Origin of the sequence: Propionibacterium ruminifibrarum, from assembly GCF_900289195.1 — a bacterium.
In the GTDB taxonomy this organism is placed as follows: Bacteria; Actinomycetota; Actinomycetes; order Propionibacteriales; family Propionibacteriaceae; genus Propionibacterium; species Propionibacterium ruminifibrarum.
In genome coordinates, this window is sequence record NZ_OMOH01000001.1 from 154,114 (window position 1) to 170,368 (window position 16,255).

A 16,255-nucleotide genomic window follows, 5' to 3' on the forward strand; every position below is an offset into this window, starting at 1 on the left:
CGATGCTATCCTCGGAGGGACAGACAAGCATCAAACAAGGGGCAAAAGTGGTCATCAATGAGGCTGTATCTGGGTTACTTCTTGACGAACGCAACCCACGGTTCCGAGAGCAAGTTAACGGACAGGATGAAGCCGTCACAGTGCTCCTACTAGACGCTGCAGACAAGCTCGTCAACCTTGCACATGACATCGCAACGCAGAATTCGCTCAATCCAACAGACCTCCCAGTCGTAGTTGAAGAAGATGGCGAACTGGTCGTTATCGAGGGGAATAGGCGGCTTGCCGCGCTAAAGCTGCTTCGTAATCCGGCTCTCGCGACGGCGGCAGCAGCGGAGTTGGACGAACCTCTTGTTGGGAAGTTCAAGACGCTTCAGCAGATTGGCGTCGGCCCGGACTCGATTGACGCCTTTCAGGCAGATAGTCGCGAGGCTGCACGGCACTGGATCAAACTGCGACACACAGGTGAGAACGACGGGGTCGGCGTTGTTGGGTGGAAATCATGGCAAACCAATAATTATCGACGCAGGAGAGGGAGTCAAGCTGACCGAGCCACGATGTTTTGTGAGGCAGTGGAAGTCGATTTCCCGGACGACACAGAGCTGCTATCCAACGTGGTGGCCGTACGTCAAAATCGTTTGACAACCCTGGGGCGTTTGGTTGCAGATCCTGACGTTCGTCGCGATTTTGGCTTCCAGTTTGATGAGGACGCTGTGCTGTTTGATTACGAGACCGATGATCTTCGCGCTGGAGTGAGTCGTATCTTCAGCGATCTTGCCCTGACGGCCAATGGCGTGAGCGTTACTGATATCAAGTCGAAAGACCAACGCCGACAGTACGTGGCTGATCGTTCCGAAGTTTTACCCAACAGGGCGAATCGACTTTCCACCCCCAGACGCCCTGGTGAGAAGTCCTCACTTGATCTCTTAGATGAGAATGATGGTGGTACCAGTACTGATGTTAGAGGCGGCGTTTCTAGTGTCGGATCAGGTGTGGGCAATGGTGCAGGGTCAGCAGGAAACAGAACTTCCACCAGCGGAGAGTTGAACAACAGAGGTGGGATTTCTGTTAAAGGCAGGAACGGGAAGACCCCGCCACCAGAAAACGTGATTTTCAAATCGTTGAAGATGCCTCACTTAAATCCGCGCATTCGAGAACTTCTCGACATGTCTCATAAGATCAACATCGTCGATGCTGCGCCTGTTAGCGGGATACTGGTACGCGTCCTCTTGGAGCTCACCGTCACTGAGGCTATCGCCTGCGGAGCCGTCACAGGCGCGACGGAGGGTGACTCGCTGAAGAAGAAGGTTCGGCAGGCGTTGTTGACGCTTGACCGCAATTGCGAGAACCCGTCTAAGCGAGACAAGTCGCTGGAAATGGCTTGGACGAGAACCCAAGATGGAGATGCGTTAGCTGTCCAATCCTTAAACGCCTTCGTTCATAACATCCATGGCAACGCTGCCCCGTCAGAAGTGCGGGCCCTGAGTCAGACGTTCCGACCCGTGTTGGAGCGTTTGGATCAACTCATTGGCAGCCACGTAAAGTGAGTCATCCGTTTCTCAGCCCGCTCCGATATCCGGGGGGCAAAGCTCGCGTCGCACCTTACCTCGCATCATTGATGCGCACCCAGTCGCCTCGACCAACGATTTATGCAGAGCCCTTCGCTGGCGGCGCTGGTGCCGCCCTCCGTCTACTTGTCGATGAACAAGTGCGCGCGGTCCGTATCAACGATCTCGCGCCAGGGATCGCCGCTTTCTGGCGGTGTGTCTTCTATGACACCGAGCGGTTCGCTAGAAAGATAGAGAGTGCCGTTGTTGATCTTGAGCAATGGAAACAGGCGAGACAGATATTTGAGAGCCCTTTTGGGCAAGAGGATCTCGAACTTGGATTCGCAACGTTTTTCCTGAATAGGTGTAATCGATCTGGCATTCTTACCGCACGCCCGATTGGAGGAATGAACCAGACGGGCAAGTGGAAAATTGATGCACGATTTAACCGGGTAGACCTTGCGGAACGGGTGCGTCGCTTGGGGCAGTACCGCCGACGAGTACAAGTCTCGCAGCTAGATGGCCGGGAATTCATGAGAACGCTCCAACCACTAGGTAGCGATGCTTTCGCTTACGTCGACCCGCCCTACATTGTTCAAGGTGAGAACCTGTACCTCGATTCGCTTTCATATGATGATCACAGACTTCTCGCAGCAGAACTACGCGCCTCCTCAACTCCTTGGATGCTGACATACGATGTCAGCGAGCGCGTGACCGAAGAGCTCTATGCTGGACTGCGAATGGCTCGGTTTGACATCGCTCACACGGCGCAACGCCAACACATCGGCTCAGAAATTGTCGTGTTCAGTGAGAACATTGACATCGAAAGCATTCAACTGCTCAGAGGTGCAAATGCCTCTTGGGTGTCGGCTTAGTGAATTGCCTCGGTGGGTCTGGGGGTGTCCCTGTGTTCCTTGGAATGCTCGGTTTTTCGGACAGTGGGCGAAATGATCGTGAGGTAGAATTAGATCATGTCGGCACCGAAGTACGGCGCGGATTTCAAGGAACAAGTCGTTCTCGAGGTCGTCCAACAGTCCAAGCCGATAGCGGGGGTCGCCAGATCATACGGTCTTGTGGCGCAGACGGTCAGGGTGTTGGGTTGCGAAGTGGCGGAAAACACACCGGCCCCGGTACAGATGGCACCACCGGAAGAACACGCCGAGGTCAAACGCCTGAAAGCAGAACTCCGGGAAGCCCGCATGGAGGCCGAGCACCTCGAGGAAAGCGGCGGCCCTCGTTCACCCCAGGAGCCCCGGGTGAGCTCGGAATACTGCCCCAGATCTTCCAGGCCGGCCCGACCGGCTGGGAAGGGACCTGCTCGGCCACCGCTCCCGGTACGGGATGGGGATGGGTGGGCGGAATCACGTACGTTCCGACCTGGCAGGGATTCGCCTACCTGGCGGTGGTCATGGAGCGCTTCACCCGTAAGATCATCGGCGCGCGATTGCCGGTCACATGCGCACCGAGCTCGTCACCGAAGCCCTGGCCATGGCCGCGTCGGGCCTGCCCACCGACCCGTGGGGTCACGATCTCCCCGCTCGGACCGGGGAGTCAAATACGCGTCGGCTTGTTACACGGAATTCATGACCAATCACGGGATTCTCCCGTCCGTGGGGCGGGACCGGTAGCTGCTATGGCAATGCCGCCGCTGAGTCCTTCAATGCGTTTGAAAAAGAACTCGTGGGTCAGCATGCAGCTCGAGACGTGACAGCCTGGATCGAGTTACGATACAATCACAAACGCCAACCGCTCGGCCATCGATTACCAGACCCTCAACCAAGTCGATACCGAATGGAGACAACAACACAAGACAGCAGCCTAAAGCCAACCATTAACCACTGTCTGACAAACCTATATCACTCCAGCCGGTAGCTCGTGTGACTCCGCGCTGATGGGCAGCTGGTACGTCCGCTCGTGTTGTGCGGTCAGTTCAGGAGCCGAGCGAGTAGCTCGGCTTTGTCGAGACGTGCAACTAGGTGGTAATCTTTGCCAGACTCTCAACAAGTACCTCTTGCACTGTGTTCTGCCACGCGGGGAATTCCTAACCGGCCTGCTGCACGCCAAGGCTAAAAGCTTGCTCTTTAAGCTCCTCAAGGACTTCGATGGCGCGCTCTGCCCTCATCCTTCGTCCCCTTGGGCCAGTCTGAGAATGAGCGCACCCACGATGTGCACCATAAGCCACCCGTCTGCTGTGCTCGCATTCCCTGTGCCGGGGTGGGCGTCGCTCTTCTGGTTACGCACGCTTGCCACCCAGCTCATGCTTTTCTCAATAGACTCGAGAAGGGGCGAATCCTCTCCTCCAAGGACATCTTTGGTCTTGGCATCCTTGAACTGTCGGTTGAGGGTCTCTCCCTCGCAGCCCACTGCCTTGAGCATCTCCTGGAGGGCTGTTCCCGCGTCGGTGAGGGCGTCTGCGGGGTTTCCCTGTGCGAGTTCCTCTAGCGCGGCTGTGTAGGCCTTCTCCACGCTTTCAAGGTAGGGTCGCCCGGACAAGAGCGTGAGAGTGGGCTCCATAATTGAAGCATGAAGTTCCTGCGATTTTTTCTGACACATATTTCCGTCAATGAAATCGTAAGCAATGCGATGTTCATTCAGATTTCTTTTGATAAAAGCATCATACTCCGAGAGGTCGAAACGTTGCCACCCATGAGACATGACCTGCTCGAGGCCAAAGCGCAAGGCCTCAATGATGTCAGGAACCGTCTCGTTCGGACCGAAGATCAGAGCATTCATTACGTCGGCATACTCTTCTAATTGGATGTGGTGGAGGTATGGCTTTCCCAACTCGAGCAGCATCTGATTTCGTGCTGTGTTGCAAATGCTCCATGCATACTCGAACAGATCTATGTAGTTTTTCACCTTGTAGCGGAAAGACTCATCGAATTCATCGGTCCAGAAGGAGACACCTTGAGCTTCCTGCTCGGCCATCTCCTGGAGTCGCTTCCGTCGTGAGTGGAGCGCCATGTTGTCTCCTGCTGTGTCTGTGTATTGAGCAAGCTACTTGCGAGTTCTGCATGACCTGACAGCTCTTATGCTGCTGCCGTCCACTGGCAGTTTCCCGATGAGACCGTCAGCGCTACTGATGACGGGGCATAGGGTAGCGCTAACAGTTCTCACTCTGACTTGAGCTAGTTAATCAGTCGCGTCCAGAATGTCTTCTTCACTGCTTTCTTTCGCGTCTTTGGGGCCTGCAACGGGAGACTCAATGAACTTCGGTAGCGCATCGACAAAGAAATGATCGATGGAGCGGATGTGCTGTCTCAGGAGTGGGTCACTCTCCATCATGGGGAGCAGATCACAGTAGAAGACGCCGTCGAGAGGGTTTAGCTTCACCGTGTAGCCCTTGAAATGGCCTCGAAGGAAGGTTTGACTGATACCGTAATTGGGTTCTTTCCCCTTTCTCTGTACATCGTGGAGGAAGATGGCGAAGTGGGGTAGCTCCACACTTGTCAGACGGTTGTAGAGAAACTTGTCGATGAAGACCTTGTCTAGGCGGTCTTTGCTGGATGTCTTAACTGACCCGATGGCCTTCAGGTCACCCTTCACCTCTACCATGAGGTCGTGCTGGTAGTTCATCTTGAAGAGCTCAGTATTGTTCTCGTCCTTCACCGGTACAGCCAGCACGCCGGAGTGACACTCAGCCCCGCACTCCTCAACTAGGAGGCCAATGAAGCGCTCGAAGAGATCGCCGTTCACCTTTCGGGCTTGGTTGCTTGCTCCTACTGGAAGAGCGTCGAGGGCAGCACCGATGGTCTGCTGTGAGGTGTAGATGACTCGCTGAAGAGCGCGGCGCCCCTCTGCGCCGACCTCTTCTCCATCCGCGCATGCTTGGAGCGTCTCAATGAAGGTTGCCCGTGCCGCCTCGAAGTTTTCTAAGTCGTAGAAGATATCGCTGTTGATTGGGCGCGAGATTTGAAATCCGGCCTCCTCTTTGAACTGGATAAAGCGGTAACGGTGGTCGTTTTTCGCTACTAATTCAGCCTGCATTCCTCCATTGGACCGCCACTCCATGAAAGCGGTGGCGAAGGTCAAGTAGTCCTGTGGCATAGTGAAGCGGGACTTGTCAATGGCCCACTCGCGGAGTTGGATAATGTTCATCGGATCGAGCCTCTTCTTTCGGCGTTGCGGCGATCGTGCTCGAACCAGTCATCTTCGGTCTGGAAAGGGACACGAGCGAGGCGCTCGGCTGCCCAGCTGTTGTAGGTGGGGTCAAGCTCGCAGGCAAGCCACCGCCGCTCGAGCTGGGTGGCAACCACAGCGGTTGTTCCCGATCCAGAGAATGGGTCTACGACAAGATCGCCTGGTCGAGACCCCGCGAAAACGAACTTTCTTACGAGCTCTTCGGGCTTCTGAGTCGGGTGTGGAGTTTTCTCGTTCATTCCGTTGCAGGTGGTGGGAACTTCGATGACATCCTTGGGCTTGGCGCCCAGCGGGTGCGGCATCCAATTATCTCGCTTACTAGGTCCTTTGCCGTAGGCGGATGTCTCCGCTTGTGGGTGGGAGGGGTATTTGAGTGTGTGATTCCCGTAGGGAATGCGCACATGGTCGATGTCGTGGAGCTTCTGAGCCTTGCTCTTTCGTAGATGCAGGATGCTTTCGTGAGAGCGTCCCCAGTCGTTACCCAGATTCGCCTTATTCTTGTAGTGCCAGACCAGCCAGCGTGACGCCTTGAAGTATCTACTAGCGGGGTGCTTGAGGTCAGCAAGAATCTCGGAGAAGCCACAAATGTAGAGGCTTCCTGTAGGGCTGAGGATGCGGCTGGCCTCACTGATCCATTGCAGAGACCACTCTATGTAAGCCTCCTGTGACTCGAAGTTGTCCCAGTCTGCCTTCTTGATGTTGTAGGGTGGGTCGGCAAAGACGAGCTCCACGCTCCCGCTTGGAAGTGTCGTTAACCATTGAAGCGAGTCTCCTTGAAACAGCGTCCCCTGTTCCGTGAGTACTTGCTCTTGACAGCGACCTACGCCCACCGGCTCAAAGTTCGCCTCTTGGGCTAGGTCGTGGACGGAGCGAATGTCGTGGTTGAATAGGGGTACTGCGGACTGTCTTGTTGTGACCATGAGCTCCCTGTCTGTCTCGTAGGGGGATAGCCTATCGAGGGGCTATGACACTTTAGGGGTCACAGCCCTGTGACTAAAATGTTGTGGGTCGTGACGTTGTTGGCGCCGAACGACCCCCGGGGAGCCGGGTGAGGTGGGGTGCCGGTCTTTGCTGGGTCGGTTCATCGCCTCGTGAGGCTGAGGTAGCAGGTCTCGACAACTGTCGTTGACGGGGATCGGGTCCATGGCTTCCGCCATCCTTACCGGGCCTTTCAGCGGAACGACGTCGAGGCATCGTCCAGGGCCGACACCTCATCGGCGGTCAACTCGAGGGTGGCCGAGGCGAGCAGAGCCGGGAGCTGTTCCGGGGTGCGGGCCGAGGCGATCGGCGCGGTGACCCCCTTGGCGCGCAGCCAGGCCAACGCGACCGTGCTCACCTCGACCTCGTGAGCATTCGCGACACCCCGCACCACGTCGAGCAGCGAGAACGCGGCCAGCGTGACCGCTTCGTCGGGCAGATAGGCGTCGATCATGTCCGCCCGGGCCGTGCCCTGGACGTCCTGAGGTGAGCGGTACTTGCCGGTCAGCAGCCCTGAGGCGAGCGAGAAGTAGGGGAAGACGGCCAGGTCGAACTCGCGGGCGAGCGGCCCGTAACCGTTCTCCACGTCGCCGCGGTGCAGCAGGTTGTACTGCGGCTGCAGGGCCACCGGACGGGCCAGGCCCTGCCGATCGGCGTACTCGATCCAGGCGCGTTCGCGTTCGACGGAGAAGTTCGACAAGCCGATGTGGCGCACCGTTCCGTTCCTGACGAGGGCGTCGAAGGCCGTGGCCATGTCCTCGACGCTCTGGCTCTGGTCGTCGAAGTGGGCGTAGTACAGGTCGATGCGGTCCGTGCCGAGGCGTTCCAGGGATGCCTGCGCGGCGGCCGCGATGTTGGTGGGGGAGAGGCCCTTGAACTGCGGGTGCGTGGCCACCTTGGTGGCGATCACCACCTGGTCGCGGTTGCCGCGGGCTGCGAGCCATCGCCCGATGATCGTCTCGGACTCGCCGCCGCTGTTGCCCGGGGCCCAGGCCGAGTAGCCGTCCGCGGTGTCGATGAGTGACCCGCCGGCCTCGACGAAGGCATCGAGTACGGCGAACGAGGTCTTCTCGTCGCTGGTCCAGCCGAAGGTGTTGGCGCCCAGGACGAGCGGGAGGATGTCGATGTCGGTACGCGGAATCTGCACCACGGGAACCCCTTTCAGCGTCTGGCCCCATCGTAGGGGCACAGGCCACAGGCGGGTCACCGGATGAGATCAAGCCCACGCCACTTGCGGGCTGCCATGGCGCGGGCCGGTGCGGGCGCGGCATGCAAGGACCCGGTGTGCGAGAAAAGCGGCCCCATGGCACGGGACCGTCATCTGTCGGGCTGACAGGATTTGAACCTGCGACCCCTTGACCCCCAGTCAAGTGCGCTACCAAGCTGCGCTACAGCCCGCCGGGCCATCACGGCCCGCCGCTGAACTCTAGCCCATGTCACTCGTGGTTTTCCAGTCGAGTCCTCGGGGCATGTCCGGGCCCGGGGCCGTGGCGCCACCACTGCACCTGATGCCACCGCGGTCCTCGAGTCAGTCCGGGGTCGTATCAGCGCGGATCATCGGTAACGACTATGGTTGCACCCGAGACACGAGCTCAGCGCCGAGCCTGGTGTCTGGCGTGAACGGCTCACACCCCCGTGACAAGCCGGGAAACGTCAGCTCTGCGCAGAGGACACCAGTCCCTGTTCCGCTCTGAGAGGAATGGACGGGCACTGATTCCCCTAAGGGTTCTGAGAAGATGTGTCACGGCGGGCCCACCCCTGGTGCCCGCGATCCGTTGCGATGAAGGAGTCGGTATGGAGGAAGTGGACACAATCCTCGAAGTCGAGAGAGAGTTCGCCTGTCCCCGCGACGTACTGTTCAGGGCATTCACCGAGCCCGCCGCGTTCAGTCAGTGGTTCGCACCGACCGGCTGGCACGTGCTCCCCGAGTCGGTGGAGCTGAACCCCCAGCTGGGCGGTCGCATCCGCCACACGAAGGTGCGCGACGACGACCCCGAGAAGATCTGGGTCGTCGACGGTGTCTACACGGAGGTCTTCTACCCCGACGTCCTCGTCACGCGCCAGCGCATCAGCGGCATCGCCGGGATCGACCCGAGCCGTCCGGTCGAGCTGCGCGTGGAGTTCACCCGACTGGGCCAGGGCAAGACGCTGCTGAGGATCGTCCAGGGGCCCTACACCGAGTCCGCAGCCCTGGACTACTCCGACGGCTGGGAGTCCATCCTCGACCACCTCCAGACCTACCTCGACACCCTCAACACACCCAAGGACACCACGCGATGAGCCAGACCACCACGGCCACCACCGTCATCCGGCGCAAGCCGATGATGTCGATGAAGCAGATTCTCCTCATGAACCTGGGCTTCTTCGGCATCCAGTACTCGTTCGGCATGCAGCAGACGGCCATCAACCCGATCTACAACTTCCTCGGCGCCTCGCCGGAGCAGCTGCCCCTGCTCAACATGGCCGGTCCGATCACCGGCCTGTTCATTCAGCCCCTCATCGGCTCCCTGTCCGACCGGACGTGGAGCGAGCGCTGGGGCCGACGCAAGCCCTTCTTCCTCATCGGCGCCACCGGGTGCGCGGTCTGCCTGTTCTGCTTCCCGTTCGTCTCGGCCGTCTGGATGGCGGCGTTGCTGCTGTGGCTGCTCGACGCCTCGAACAACACGGCCATGGAGCCCTACCGCGCCTTCATCGCCGACAAGCTGCCCCCGAGCCAGACGGCCAAGGGCTTCCTGGCGCAGAGCTTCTTCACGGGCCTGGGCATCACGCTCGCCAACATCTCCCTGTTCCTGTTCCAGCACGTCCTGTCGGGCATGACTGCCGCCGGGCTGCCGTACTGGGTCTTCGGCTCGTTCATGCTCGGCTCGGTCTGCTCGATCGGCACCGTGCTCGTCTCCGTGCTCAGCACCCCGGAGATCCCGCCCTCGCCGGAGGAGCTGGCCAGGCTTCGGTCGAAGCAGAACGACAACGCCCTCAAGGGCATCTGGACGGCCATCGTCGAGATGCCCACCCAGCTGCGCAAGCTCGCCCTGGTCTACCTGTTCCAGTGGTACGCGATGAACGTCTACTGGCAGTACGTGTCGCTGTCGGTCGCCAAGAGCGCCTTCGACACCACGGACACCCACTCGTCCGCCTACGAGTCCGCCGTCACCTGGACCGGGTTGATCAACGGCGGCTACAACGTCGTCACCTTCTGCGTGGCCTTCTCGCTGGTCGCCTTCGCCAAGAAGCACGGCGCCAAGTACGTGCACTCGGCCTGCCTCATGCTCGCCGTGATAGGTCTGCTGTTCTTCCCCCACATCGGCAACAGGTTCCTGCTGTTCCTGCCGATCATCGGCCTGGGCGTCGCCTGGGCCTCCATCATGGGTGTGCCCTACATCATGGCCGTGCGCATGGTGCCGTCCAGCCGCTACGGCGTCTACATGGGCATCATCAACATGATGATCGTCATCCCGCAGCTGCTGCAGACCCTCACCTTCGGCGCGGTGTACAAGCACCTGCTCGGTTCCAACCCGACCAACGCCATCACCTTCGCAGCCATCCTGCTCGGGTGCGCCGCGGTGGCAATGCTCTGGATCAAGGAGCCGCCGATCGTGCGCGACGTGGACGACGTCTCTGCCCCGGCCAAGGTCCAGATGGGGGAGGAGTGAGCCATGGACCTCGATCGCTACCAGAAGATCCTCGTCGGCACGGACGGATCGTCCCTCGCCGGCCCCACCGTCACCCGGGCGGCCCGGCTGGCCGTGGCCGACGACGCAGACCTCATCGTCGTGTGCGCCTACACGAAGCTGCCTCCCCGCGAGGCCGCCAAGGACCCCAACATCGAGGGCTCGGTGGCCACACTCGGCCAGGTGCCCGGCACTGAGGCGGCGACTCAGGCGATCCAGGAGGCCATGCGGGTCGCCCACGACGAGGGGGCCCGCGTGACGGCGGCCCTGCTCGTGGACTCAGACCCGGCCGCGGCGATCCTCGAGACCGCCCGAGACCACCGGGTCGACGCCATCGTCATCGGCGCCATCCGCGACACCTCGATCGTCGGCCGCCTGCTGGGGACGGTGGCCTCCGACGTCGTGCGTCGAGCCCACCGCGACGTACTCATCGTGCGCCCCACCGAGGACGCCCCGGAGCCGAACGTGGCCGAGGACGTCCAAGTCGACGATGTCACGGAGGACTGAGGCATGAGTCTTGACGCCCCTGCCCGCCAGAGTTTCGACCTGCGCTGGGACCGCTACGCGCCCCAGATCGCCGTCTGCCTGGCGCGGCTGTTCCCCGACCGCGCCTACGAGGTGACCGAACGGTTGTACGCGATTCTCGAGTCGGCGATCGAACAGCGCTCGGCCGAACTGCGCCGCCTCGACGAGGAACGACTGCTGCTGCCCGACTGGCTGCAGCAGCCCGACATGGTCGGCTACGTCTGCTACGCGAACCGCTTCGCCGGCGACCTGCAGGGCGTCAAGAACCACGTCGACTACCTGCACGGGCTCGGGGTGCGCTATCTGCACATCATGCCCTTCCTCAAACCCCGGCCCGGGGCGAACGACGGCGGCTACGCGGTGGCCGACTACCGCATGATCCGCCCCGAGCTGGGCACCATGGACGATCTCGAGGAACTCACGGCGGAACTGCGCGCCAATGACATCTCCCTGGTGATGGACCTCGTCATCAACCACGTGGCGCGCGAGCATGAATGGGCGGCTCGGGCCAGGGCCGGTGAGACCAGGTATCGCGACTACTTCCTCATGTACCCCGACCGCTCCGTGCCGGACGCCTACGAGCGCACCCTGCCGGAGATCTTCCCCGATTTCGCGCCGGGCAACTTCACCTGGGACGACGAGGCGGGCGCCTGGGTGTGGACCACCTTCAACGACTACCAGTGGGACCTGAACTGGGCCAACCCCGACGTCCTGTGCGAGTTCGTCGATCTCATGTGCTGGCTGGCGAACAAGGGGGTCGAGGTCTTCCGGCTGGACGCCATCGCCTTCATCTGGAAGCGCATGGGCACCAACTGTCAGAACCAGCCCGAGGTGCACGACCTGACCCAGATCATGCGCGCCTGTATGCGCATCGCCGCACCCGCGGTGGCCTTCAAGGCCGAGGCGATCGTCTCGCCCGAGGACCTCATGGCCTATCTGGGCACGGGCGAGCACTACGGCCTCGTCTCCGACATGGCCTACCACAACGAACTCATGGTGCAGCTGTGGAACTGCATGGCCACCGCGGACGCCAAGATGGCCGAGGTCGCCTTGGCGAACATGCCGGTCAAGCCCCCGTCCACCACGTGGGCCACCTACGTGCGCGGCCATGACGACATCGGCTGGGCGATCTCGGACGCCGATGCCGCGGCGGTGGGGGTGGACGGCTATGAGCACCGCCGCTTCCTGTCGGACTTCTACTCGGGGCAGTACAAGACCTCGTTCGCCCGGGGCCTGGTCTTCCAGGACAACCCCCTCACCGGCGACCGGCGCATCTCCGGATCGGCGGCCAGCCTGGCGGGGCTGGAGAAGGCCCTGGACGAGGGCGACGAGCACGGTGTCGACATGGCGATCGCCCGCATCCTGCTCATGTACACGCTGATCTGCGGCTACGGGGGCGTGCCGGTCATCTACATGGGTGACGAGCTGGGGCTGCTCAACGACATGGACTACGCCCGCGACCCGGCCCATGCCGACGACAACCGTTGGGCCCACCGCCCCTTCATGGACTGGGATCTCGTGGAACGGGTCCGCAACGGGGAGGATCTGCCGGCGACCCGGCTCGACCGGGCCATCCGCCACGCCCTGCAGGTGCGCGCCACGGTTCCCCAGCTGCATGCCTCGGTCGCCTCCGAGGTGGTCCCCAGCCCCGATCCGCGCATCCTCATCCTCAAGCGTGAGCACCCTCTCGGCCCGCTCATCGAGTTGTACAACATGAGCGAGCAGCGGGTCGACCTGCACCACAGCGTGCTCACCCAGCACCTCGGGTACACCGCGCGCGAGCTCATCGGCGGCTACGACTACGACCTGCGCCCTGCCACGATCGGCATCTGGCCGTACCAGGCAGCCTGGTTCATCGCGTCCTGACGCCCTACCCCCACTCGGCCCGTGCTTGCCGGCCGGCGCTGTTCTGCGACAATGGCGGCAGCGAGGAGAACCGACGATGGGGGATGAGCCGTGCCTGAGCGCATGAACGTGGAGAGCTTCAACCTGGACCACCGGAAGGTGTCCGCGCCCTTCATCAGGATCGCCGACGTGAAGGAACTGCCGGCCGGCGACGTGCTCACCAAGTACGACGTGCGCTTCTGCCAGCCCAACCGCGAGCACCTCGACATGGCGACAGTGCACTCCATCGAGCACTCCTTCGCCGAGTGCGTGCGCAACCACAGCGACGCCGTCATCGACTTCGGACCGATGGGCTGCCAGACCGGTTTCTACCTGATCATGGCCGGTTCACCCGACGTATCCGCCACCTGCGAGCTGGTCGAACGCACCCTGCGTGACATCCTCGAACTGGCGGCCGTTCCCGCCGCCAACGAGATCCAGTGCGGGTGGGGCGCCCACCACAGTCTCGAAGGGGCACAGGGGGCCGCCGCCGCGATGCTCGCCCGCCGCGGCGAGTGGGAACAGGTCATGGCCTGACCGTCCTCGGCGGCGAGTACCGGCCCGGCACGAGGGCCAGGCTGACAGCACTTCCCGCGGCGCGCATGGCGTCCCGGGGCGAAAGGAGTCGTTCAATGGCCGGCGTCACCAACGGGCCAGCACACATCGAGGCCATCGACCGTGCCCTGGTGCTGCTCGAGGACCTGTCGGAGGCCGGCGCCGGAGGGGCCTCCCTGGCCGACATCTGCGCTCGCGTCGGCATGAACAAGTCGACCGCCTATCGCGCCCTCACGACCATGCGTGGCCGCGACTACGTCCAGCAGGACCCGAGGACGGGCAACTACGGGCTCGGCCCCGCGGCACTGATGCTGTCGTCCCGGTACTTCGACGACGACGCCCTCGCCTCGGGGATGCACCCGGCGATCGTCGCCCTGTCCCGCGAGGTCGACGAACTCGTTCACCTCGGCGTCATGAAGGGCGACAAGATCGTCTACCTCGACAAGGTCGAGCCCTCCCGCACGATCAGGGTGTGGTCCGACATCGGCCGCACCGTCCCGGTCTGCAACACCGCGCTGGGTCGGGCCATCCTCGCCTTCACCGACGTCGAACGCCAACAGCTCTCCGCCTACATCCCGGCCGGCGCTGACGTGGGGCCCGAGCATCTGTGGCAGATGGTCGAATTCGCGAGGGAACGCGGGTACTCCTACGAGAACGAGGAGAACGAGCCGGGCATCGCCTGCCTCGGCGTGCCCCTGCTGCGCGGCGACCATCCGGTCGCCGCCCTGAGCGTGACGACCTTCGCGTCGACATTCACACCAGGGCGCCGGGCAGAACTGGTCCGGGCCATCGCGGACGTCGTCCCGCCGCTGCTGCCCGGCGGTCTCAGGCTGCCCGAACTGCGCGCCTGAACCGGCGGGCGAGGCTCCCTTCGTCCGCGAGCACGCAGGGCCCACCGGGTGGGGTGCTCCTCGGCTGACATTCCGCCGCTTTCGGCGTACACTTCAAGTGTTTCATGCAGAAAACTGCATGTTTCATACAGTAAAATACTTACGAGTGTCTGGTTGTCACCCGCAGCACCAGGCCTCATGCACCGGAGGGATCATCAGACATGCGCGCGGACCTATCGACCATCACAGCCCACAGGATCATTCCCGTCGTCGTACTCAACAGCGCGGACCGAGCCGATGGCCTCGCCCAGGCCCTCGTCGAGGGCGGCCTGCCCGTCGCCGAGGTGACCTTCCGCACCGATGCGGCCGCCGAGTCCATCGCGATCATGGTCCGGCGCGGCGATGTCCTCGTCGGCGCCGGCACCGTTCTCGACGTCGAGCAGGTGCACCGCGCCCTTGACGCGGGCGCCGGCTTCATCGTCAGCCCCGGGTACAACCAGGCCGTCGTCGACGAGTGCCTCGGCCTCGGCGTTCCGGTCCTGCCCGGTACTGCGACTCCCTCCGACGTGACGGCCGCGGTCAATTCCGGTCTCGACACCGTCAAGTTCTTCCCCGCCGGAGCCTTCGGCGGAGCCCGGACCATCAAGGCCCTGTCCGGCCCCTTCCCGCAGGTGAGGTTCATCCCCACCGGCGGCGTCAGCGCCGAAACCGCGGGCGAATACCTCGCGCTCGACTGCGTCCCGGCCGTCGGCGGCTCCTGGATGGTTCCGGCCGGGCTCGTCGACGCCGGCGAATTCGACCAGGTAACCCGCCTCGTCTCCGAGTCCGTCGACGCGGTCAAGGCCTGTTGACGAGGAGCACCGAAATGACAGCAGATATCACCCTTCGTCCCGCCGCTCAGTGCGCCTTCGATGCCGCAGGCCTGGGCGAGGTCATGCTGCGGCTCGATCCCGGCGAGGGTCGCATCCGCACATCCCGCGTCTTCCACGCCTGGGAGGGCGGCGGCGAATACAACGTGGTCCGCGGCCTGCACAAGGTCTTCGGCCTGCGCTCCACCATCCTGACCAGCCTTGTCGACAACGAGATCGGACACCTGGTCGAGGACCTCATCGAACAGGGCGGTGTCGACACCTCACACATCACCTGGGTGGCCGGCGACGGTGTGGGACGAACGGTGCGCAACGGCCTGAACTTCACCGAGCGCGGCTTCGGCGTCCGCGGCTCGGTCGGCGTCTCCGACCGTGGCGCCACCGCCATCGCCCAGGCCAGGGCCGGCGACTTCGACCTGGACGGGTTGTTCACCGGCGCAGGGGTGCGCTGGTTGCACACCGGCGGCATCTACGCCGCCCTGTCCGAACAGACCGCCCAGACCTGCATCGACGTCGTACGGGCGGCCCACGAGGCCGGCACCGTCGTCTCCTACGACCTGAACTACCGCCCGAGCCTGTGGCGAGCCATCGGAGGGCAGGCCCGCGCCCAGGAGGTCAACCGCGAACTCGCCAAGTACGTCGACGTCATGATCGGCAACGAGGAGGACTTCACGGCCGCACTCGGTTTCGAGGTCGAGGGCGTGGACGAGGACCTCACCGACCTGCCCGTCGACAAGTTCGGAGCCATGATCGAATCCGTCGCCGACGCCTACCCGAACTTCAAGGTCATCGCGACCACCCTGCGCGGTGTACGGTCGGCCTCCAGCAACGACTGGGGGGCCCTGGCCTGGAGCAGGCAGGACGGTCTGGTCCAGGCGACCCAGCGCGACGCCATGGAGATCTTCGACAGGGTCGGCGGCGGCGACTCCTTCGCGTCCGGCCTCGTGTACGGGCTGCTGAGCGAGGAGCCCCTGCAGACCTGCGTCGAGTACGGTGCGGCCCACGGCGCGCTGGCCATGACCACCCCGGGCGACACCTCCATGGCCTCCAAGGCCGAGGTGTTCAAGCTGGCCGGCGGGGGCAACGCCCGGGTCGACCGCTGAGCCCGGCCCGGTGGGGCCGGGTCGTGTTCAGCGGCCTCGTGCTCCGTGCCCCTGGCCGGGCCCCTTCGGGGAAGAGCCCGCCGTCGAGTCCGGTCCGATCGGCCTGCGGTGAACGGCGCGTCCGGTGCGGGCGAGCGTCGGAGCCGATGAGAAGATCCT

The 16,255-nt window shown here is 62.7% G+C and carries 14 protein-coding genes and 1 tRNA gene; 10 read left to right on the forward strand and 5 right to left on the reverse strand.

Annotated elements, in window-relative coordinates:
- Nucleotides 1-47 precede the first annotated feature (47 nt).
- On the forward strand, nucleotides 48-1,544 hold the full coding sequence (locus PROPJV5_RS12340; RefSeq protein ID WP_147385307.1) for a hypothetical protein: 1,497 nt from the start codon (nucleotides 48-50) through the stop codon (nucleotides 1,542-1,544).
- The gene (locus tag PROPJV5_RS00690) at nucleotides 1,541-2,419 is read left to right on the forward strand and encodes a DNA adenine methylase (RefSeq protein WP_220474277.1); all 879 of its coding nucleotides are present in this window, start codon (nucleotides 1,541-1,543) and stop codon (nucleotides 2,417-2,419) included. Before PROPJV5_RS12340 ends, PROPJV5_RS00690 begins: the two co-directional genes overlap by 4 nt.
- Before the next feature lie 1,243 nt (nucleotides 2,420-3,662).
- Here PROPJV5_RS00690 and PROPJV5_RS00695 read toward each other — a convergent pair.
- The 5 genes from PROPJV5_RS00695 to PROPJV5_RS00715 all read right to left on the reverse strand — a co-directional run bounded on the left by PROPJV5_RS00695 (nucleotide 3,663) and on the right by PROPJV5_RS00715 (nucleotide 8,060).
- Nucleotides 3,663-4,508 (reverse strand): hypothetical protein, encoded by an 846-nt coding sequence (locus PROPJV5_RS00695; RefSeq protein WP_119714428.1) that lies wholly within the window; start codon nucleotides 4,506-4,508, stop codon nucleotides 3,663-3,665.
- 168 nt (nucleotides 4,509-4,676) lie between these two features.
- Nucleotides 4,677-5,642 (reverse strand): hypothetical protein, encoded by a 966-nt coding sequence (locus PROPJV5_RS00700; protein ID WP_182858507.1) that lies wholly within the window; start codon nucleotides 5,640-5,642, stop codon nucleotides 4,677-4,679.
- A complete protein-coding gene (locus PROPJV5_RS00705) occupies nucleotides 5,639-6,415 on the reverse strand; it encodes a DNA-methyltransferase (RefSeq protein WP_220474278.1) in 777 nt (258 codons plus the stop codon). Before PROPJV5_RS00705 ends, PROPJV5_RS00700 begins: the two co-directional genes overlap by 4 nt.
- Before the next feature lie 440 nt (nucleotides 6,416-6,855).
- Nucleotides 6,856-7,812: an aldo/keto reductase gene (locus PROPJV5_RS00710; protein ID WP_119714430.1), complete on the reverse strand. Its 957-nt coding sequence runs from the start codon at nucleotides 7,810-7,812 to the stop codon at nucleotides 6,856-6,858.
- A gap of 174 nt (nucleotides 7,813-7,986) precedes the next feature.
- A tRNA-Pro gene (locus PROPJV5_RS00715) sits at nucleotides 7,987-8,060 on the reverse strand.
- A 396-nt stretch (nucleotides 8,061-8,456) separates the two neighbouring features.
- On the opposite strand from PROPJV5_RS00715, the gene PROPJV5_RS00720 reads away from it, so the two are divergent.
- The 8 genes from PROPJV5_RS00720 to PROPJV5_RS00755 all read left to right on the forward strand — a co-directional run bounded on the left by PROPJV5_RS00720 (nucleotide 8,457) and on the right by PROPJV5_RS00755 (nucleotide 16,096).
- Complete coding sequence (locus PROPJV5_RS00720; RefSeq protein WP_119714431.1) at nucleotides 8,457-8,942, forward strand: SRPBCC family protein; 486 nt, start codon at nucleotides 8,457-8,459, stop codon at nucleotides 8,940-8,942.
- On the forward strand, nucleotides 8,939-10,312 hold the full coding sequence (locus tag PROPJV5_RS00725; protein ID WP_119714432.1) for an MFS transporter: 1,374 nt from the start codon (nucleotides 8,939-8,941) through the stop codon (nucleotides 10,310-10,312). The genes PROPJV5_RS00720 and PROPJV5_RS00725 overlap by 4 nt, the downstream gene beginning before the upstream one ends.
- Before the next feature lie 3 nt (nucleotides 10,313-10,315).
- Nucleotides 10,316-10,837: a universal stress protein gene (locus PROPJV5_RS00730; RefSeq protein WP_119714433.1), complete on the forward strand. Its 522-nt coding sequence runs from the start codon at nucleotides 10,316-10,318 to the stop codon at nucleotides 10,835-10,837.
- 3 nt (nucleotides 10,838-10,840) lie between these two features.
- On the forward strand, nucleotides 10,841-12,721 hold the full coding sequence (locus tag PROPJV5_RS00735) for an alpha-amylase family protein (RefSeq protein ID WP_119714434.1): 1,881 nt from the start codon (nucleotides 10,841-10,843) through the stop codon (nucleotides 12,719-12,721).
- A 102-nt stretch (nucleotides 12,722-12,823) separates the two neighbouring features.
- Entirely contained in the window at nucleotides 12,824-13,276 is a 453-nt protein-coding gene (locus PROPJV5_RS00740) for an S-ribosylhomocysteine lyase (RefSeq protein WP_182858530.1), read from the forward strand.
- A gap of 95 nt (nucleotides 13,277-13,371) precedes the next feature.
- Entirely contained in the window at nucleotides 13,372-14,145 is a 774-nt protein-coding gene (locus tag PROPJV5_RS00745) for an IclR family transcriptional regulator (protein ID WP_182858508.1), read from the forward strand.
- 200 nt (nucleotides 14,146-14,345) lie between these two features.
- Nucleotides 14,346-14,975: a bifunctional 4-hydroxy-2-oxoglutarate aldolase/2-dehydro-3-deoxy-phosphogluconate aldolase gene (locus PROPJV5_RS00750; RefSeq protein WP_119714437.1), complete on the forward strand. Its 630-nt coding sequence runs from the start codon at nucleotides 14,346-14,348 to the stop codon at nucleotides 14,973-14,975.
- A gap of 14 nt (nucleotides 14,976-14,989) precedes the next feature.
- Nucleotides 14,990-16,096: a sugar kinase gene (locus tag PROPJV5_RS00755; RefSeq protein ID WP_119714438.1), complete on the forward strand. Its 1,107-nt coding sequence runs from the start codon at nucleotides 14,990-14,992 to the stop codon at nucleotides 16,094-16,096.
- The last annotated feature ends 159 nt before the right edge of the window (nucleotides 16,097-16,255 follow it).

What these genes read in the sequence shown, in the direction of transcription:
- PROPJV5_RS00695 (WP_119714428.1), bottom strand. Translation starts at nt 4,508, where the DNA reads ATGGCGCTCCACTCACGACGGAAGCGACTCCAGGAGATGGCCGAGCAG.
- PROPJV5_RS00700 (WP_182858507.1), bottom strand. Translation starts at nt 5,642, where the DNA reads ATGAACATTATCCAACTCCGCGAGTGGGCCATTGACAAGTCCCGCTTC.
- PROPJV5_RS00720 (WP_119714431.1), top strand. Translation starts at nt 8,457, where the DNA reads ATGGAGGAAGTGGACACAATCCTCGAAGTCGAGAGAGAGTTCGCCTGT.
- PROPJV5_RS00725 (WP_119714432.1), top strand. Translation starts at nt 8,939, where the DNA reads ATGAGCCAGACCACCACGGCCACCACCGTCATCCGGCGCAAGCCGATG.
- PROPJV5_RS00730 (WP_119714433.1), top strand. Translation starts at nt 10,316, where the DNA reads ATGGACCTCGATCGCTACCAGAAGATCCTCGTCGGCACGGACGGATCG.
- PROPJV5_RS00735 (WP_119714434.1), top strand. Translation starts at nt 10,841, where the DNA reads ATGAGTCTTGACGCCCCTGCCCGCCAGAGTTTCGACCTGCGCTGGGAC.
- PROPJV5_RS00740 (WP_182858530.1), top strand. Translation starts at nt 12,824, where the DNA reads ATGAACGTGGAGAGCTTCAACCTGGACCACCGGAAGGTGTCCGCGCCC.
- PROPJV5_RS00745 (WP_182858508.1), top strand. Translation starts at nt 13,372, where the DNA reads ATGGCCGGCGTCACCAACGGGCCAGCACACATCGAGGCCATCGACCGT.
- PROPJV5_RS00750 (WP_119714437.1), top strand. Translation starts at nt 14,346, where the DNA reads ATGCGCGCGGACCTATCGACCATCACAGCCCACAGGATCATTCCCGTC.
- PROPJV5_RS00755 (WP_119714438.1), top strand. Translation starts at nt 14,990, where the DNA reads ATGACAGCAGATATCACCCTTCGTCCCGCCGCTCAGTGCGCCTTCGAT.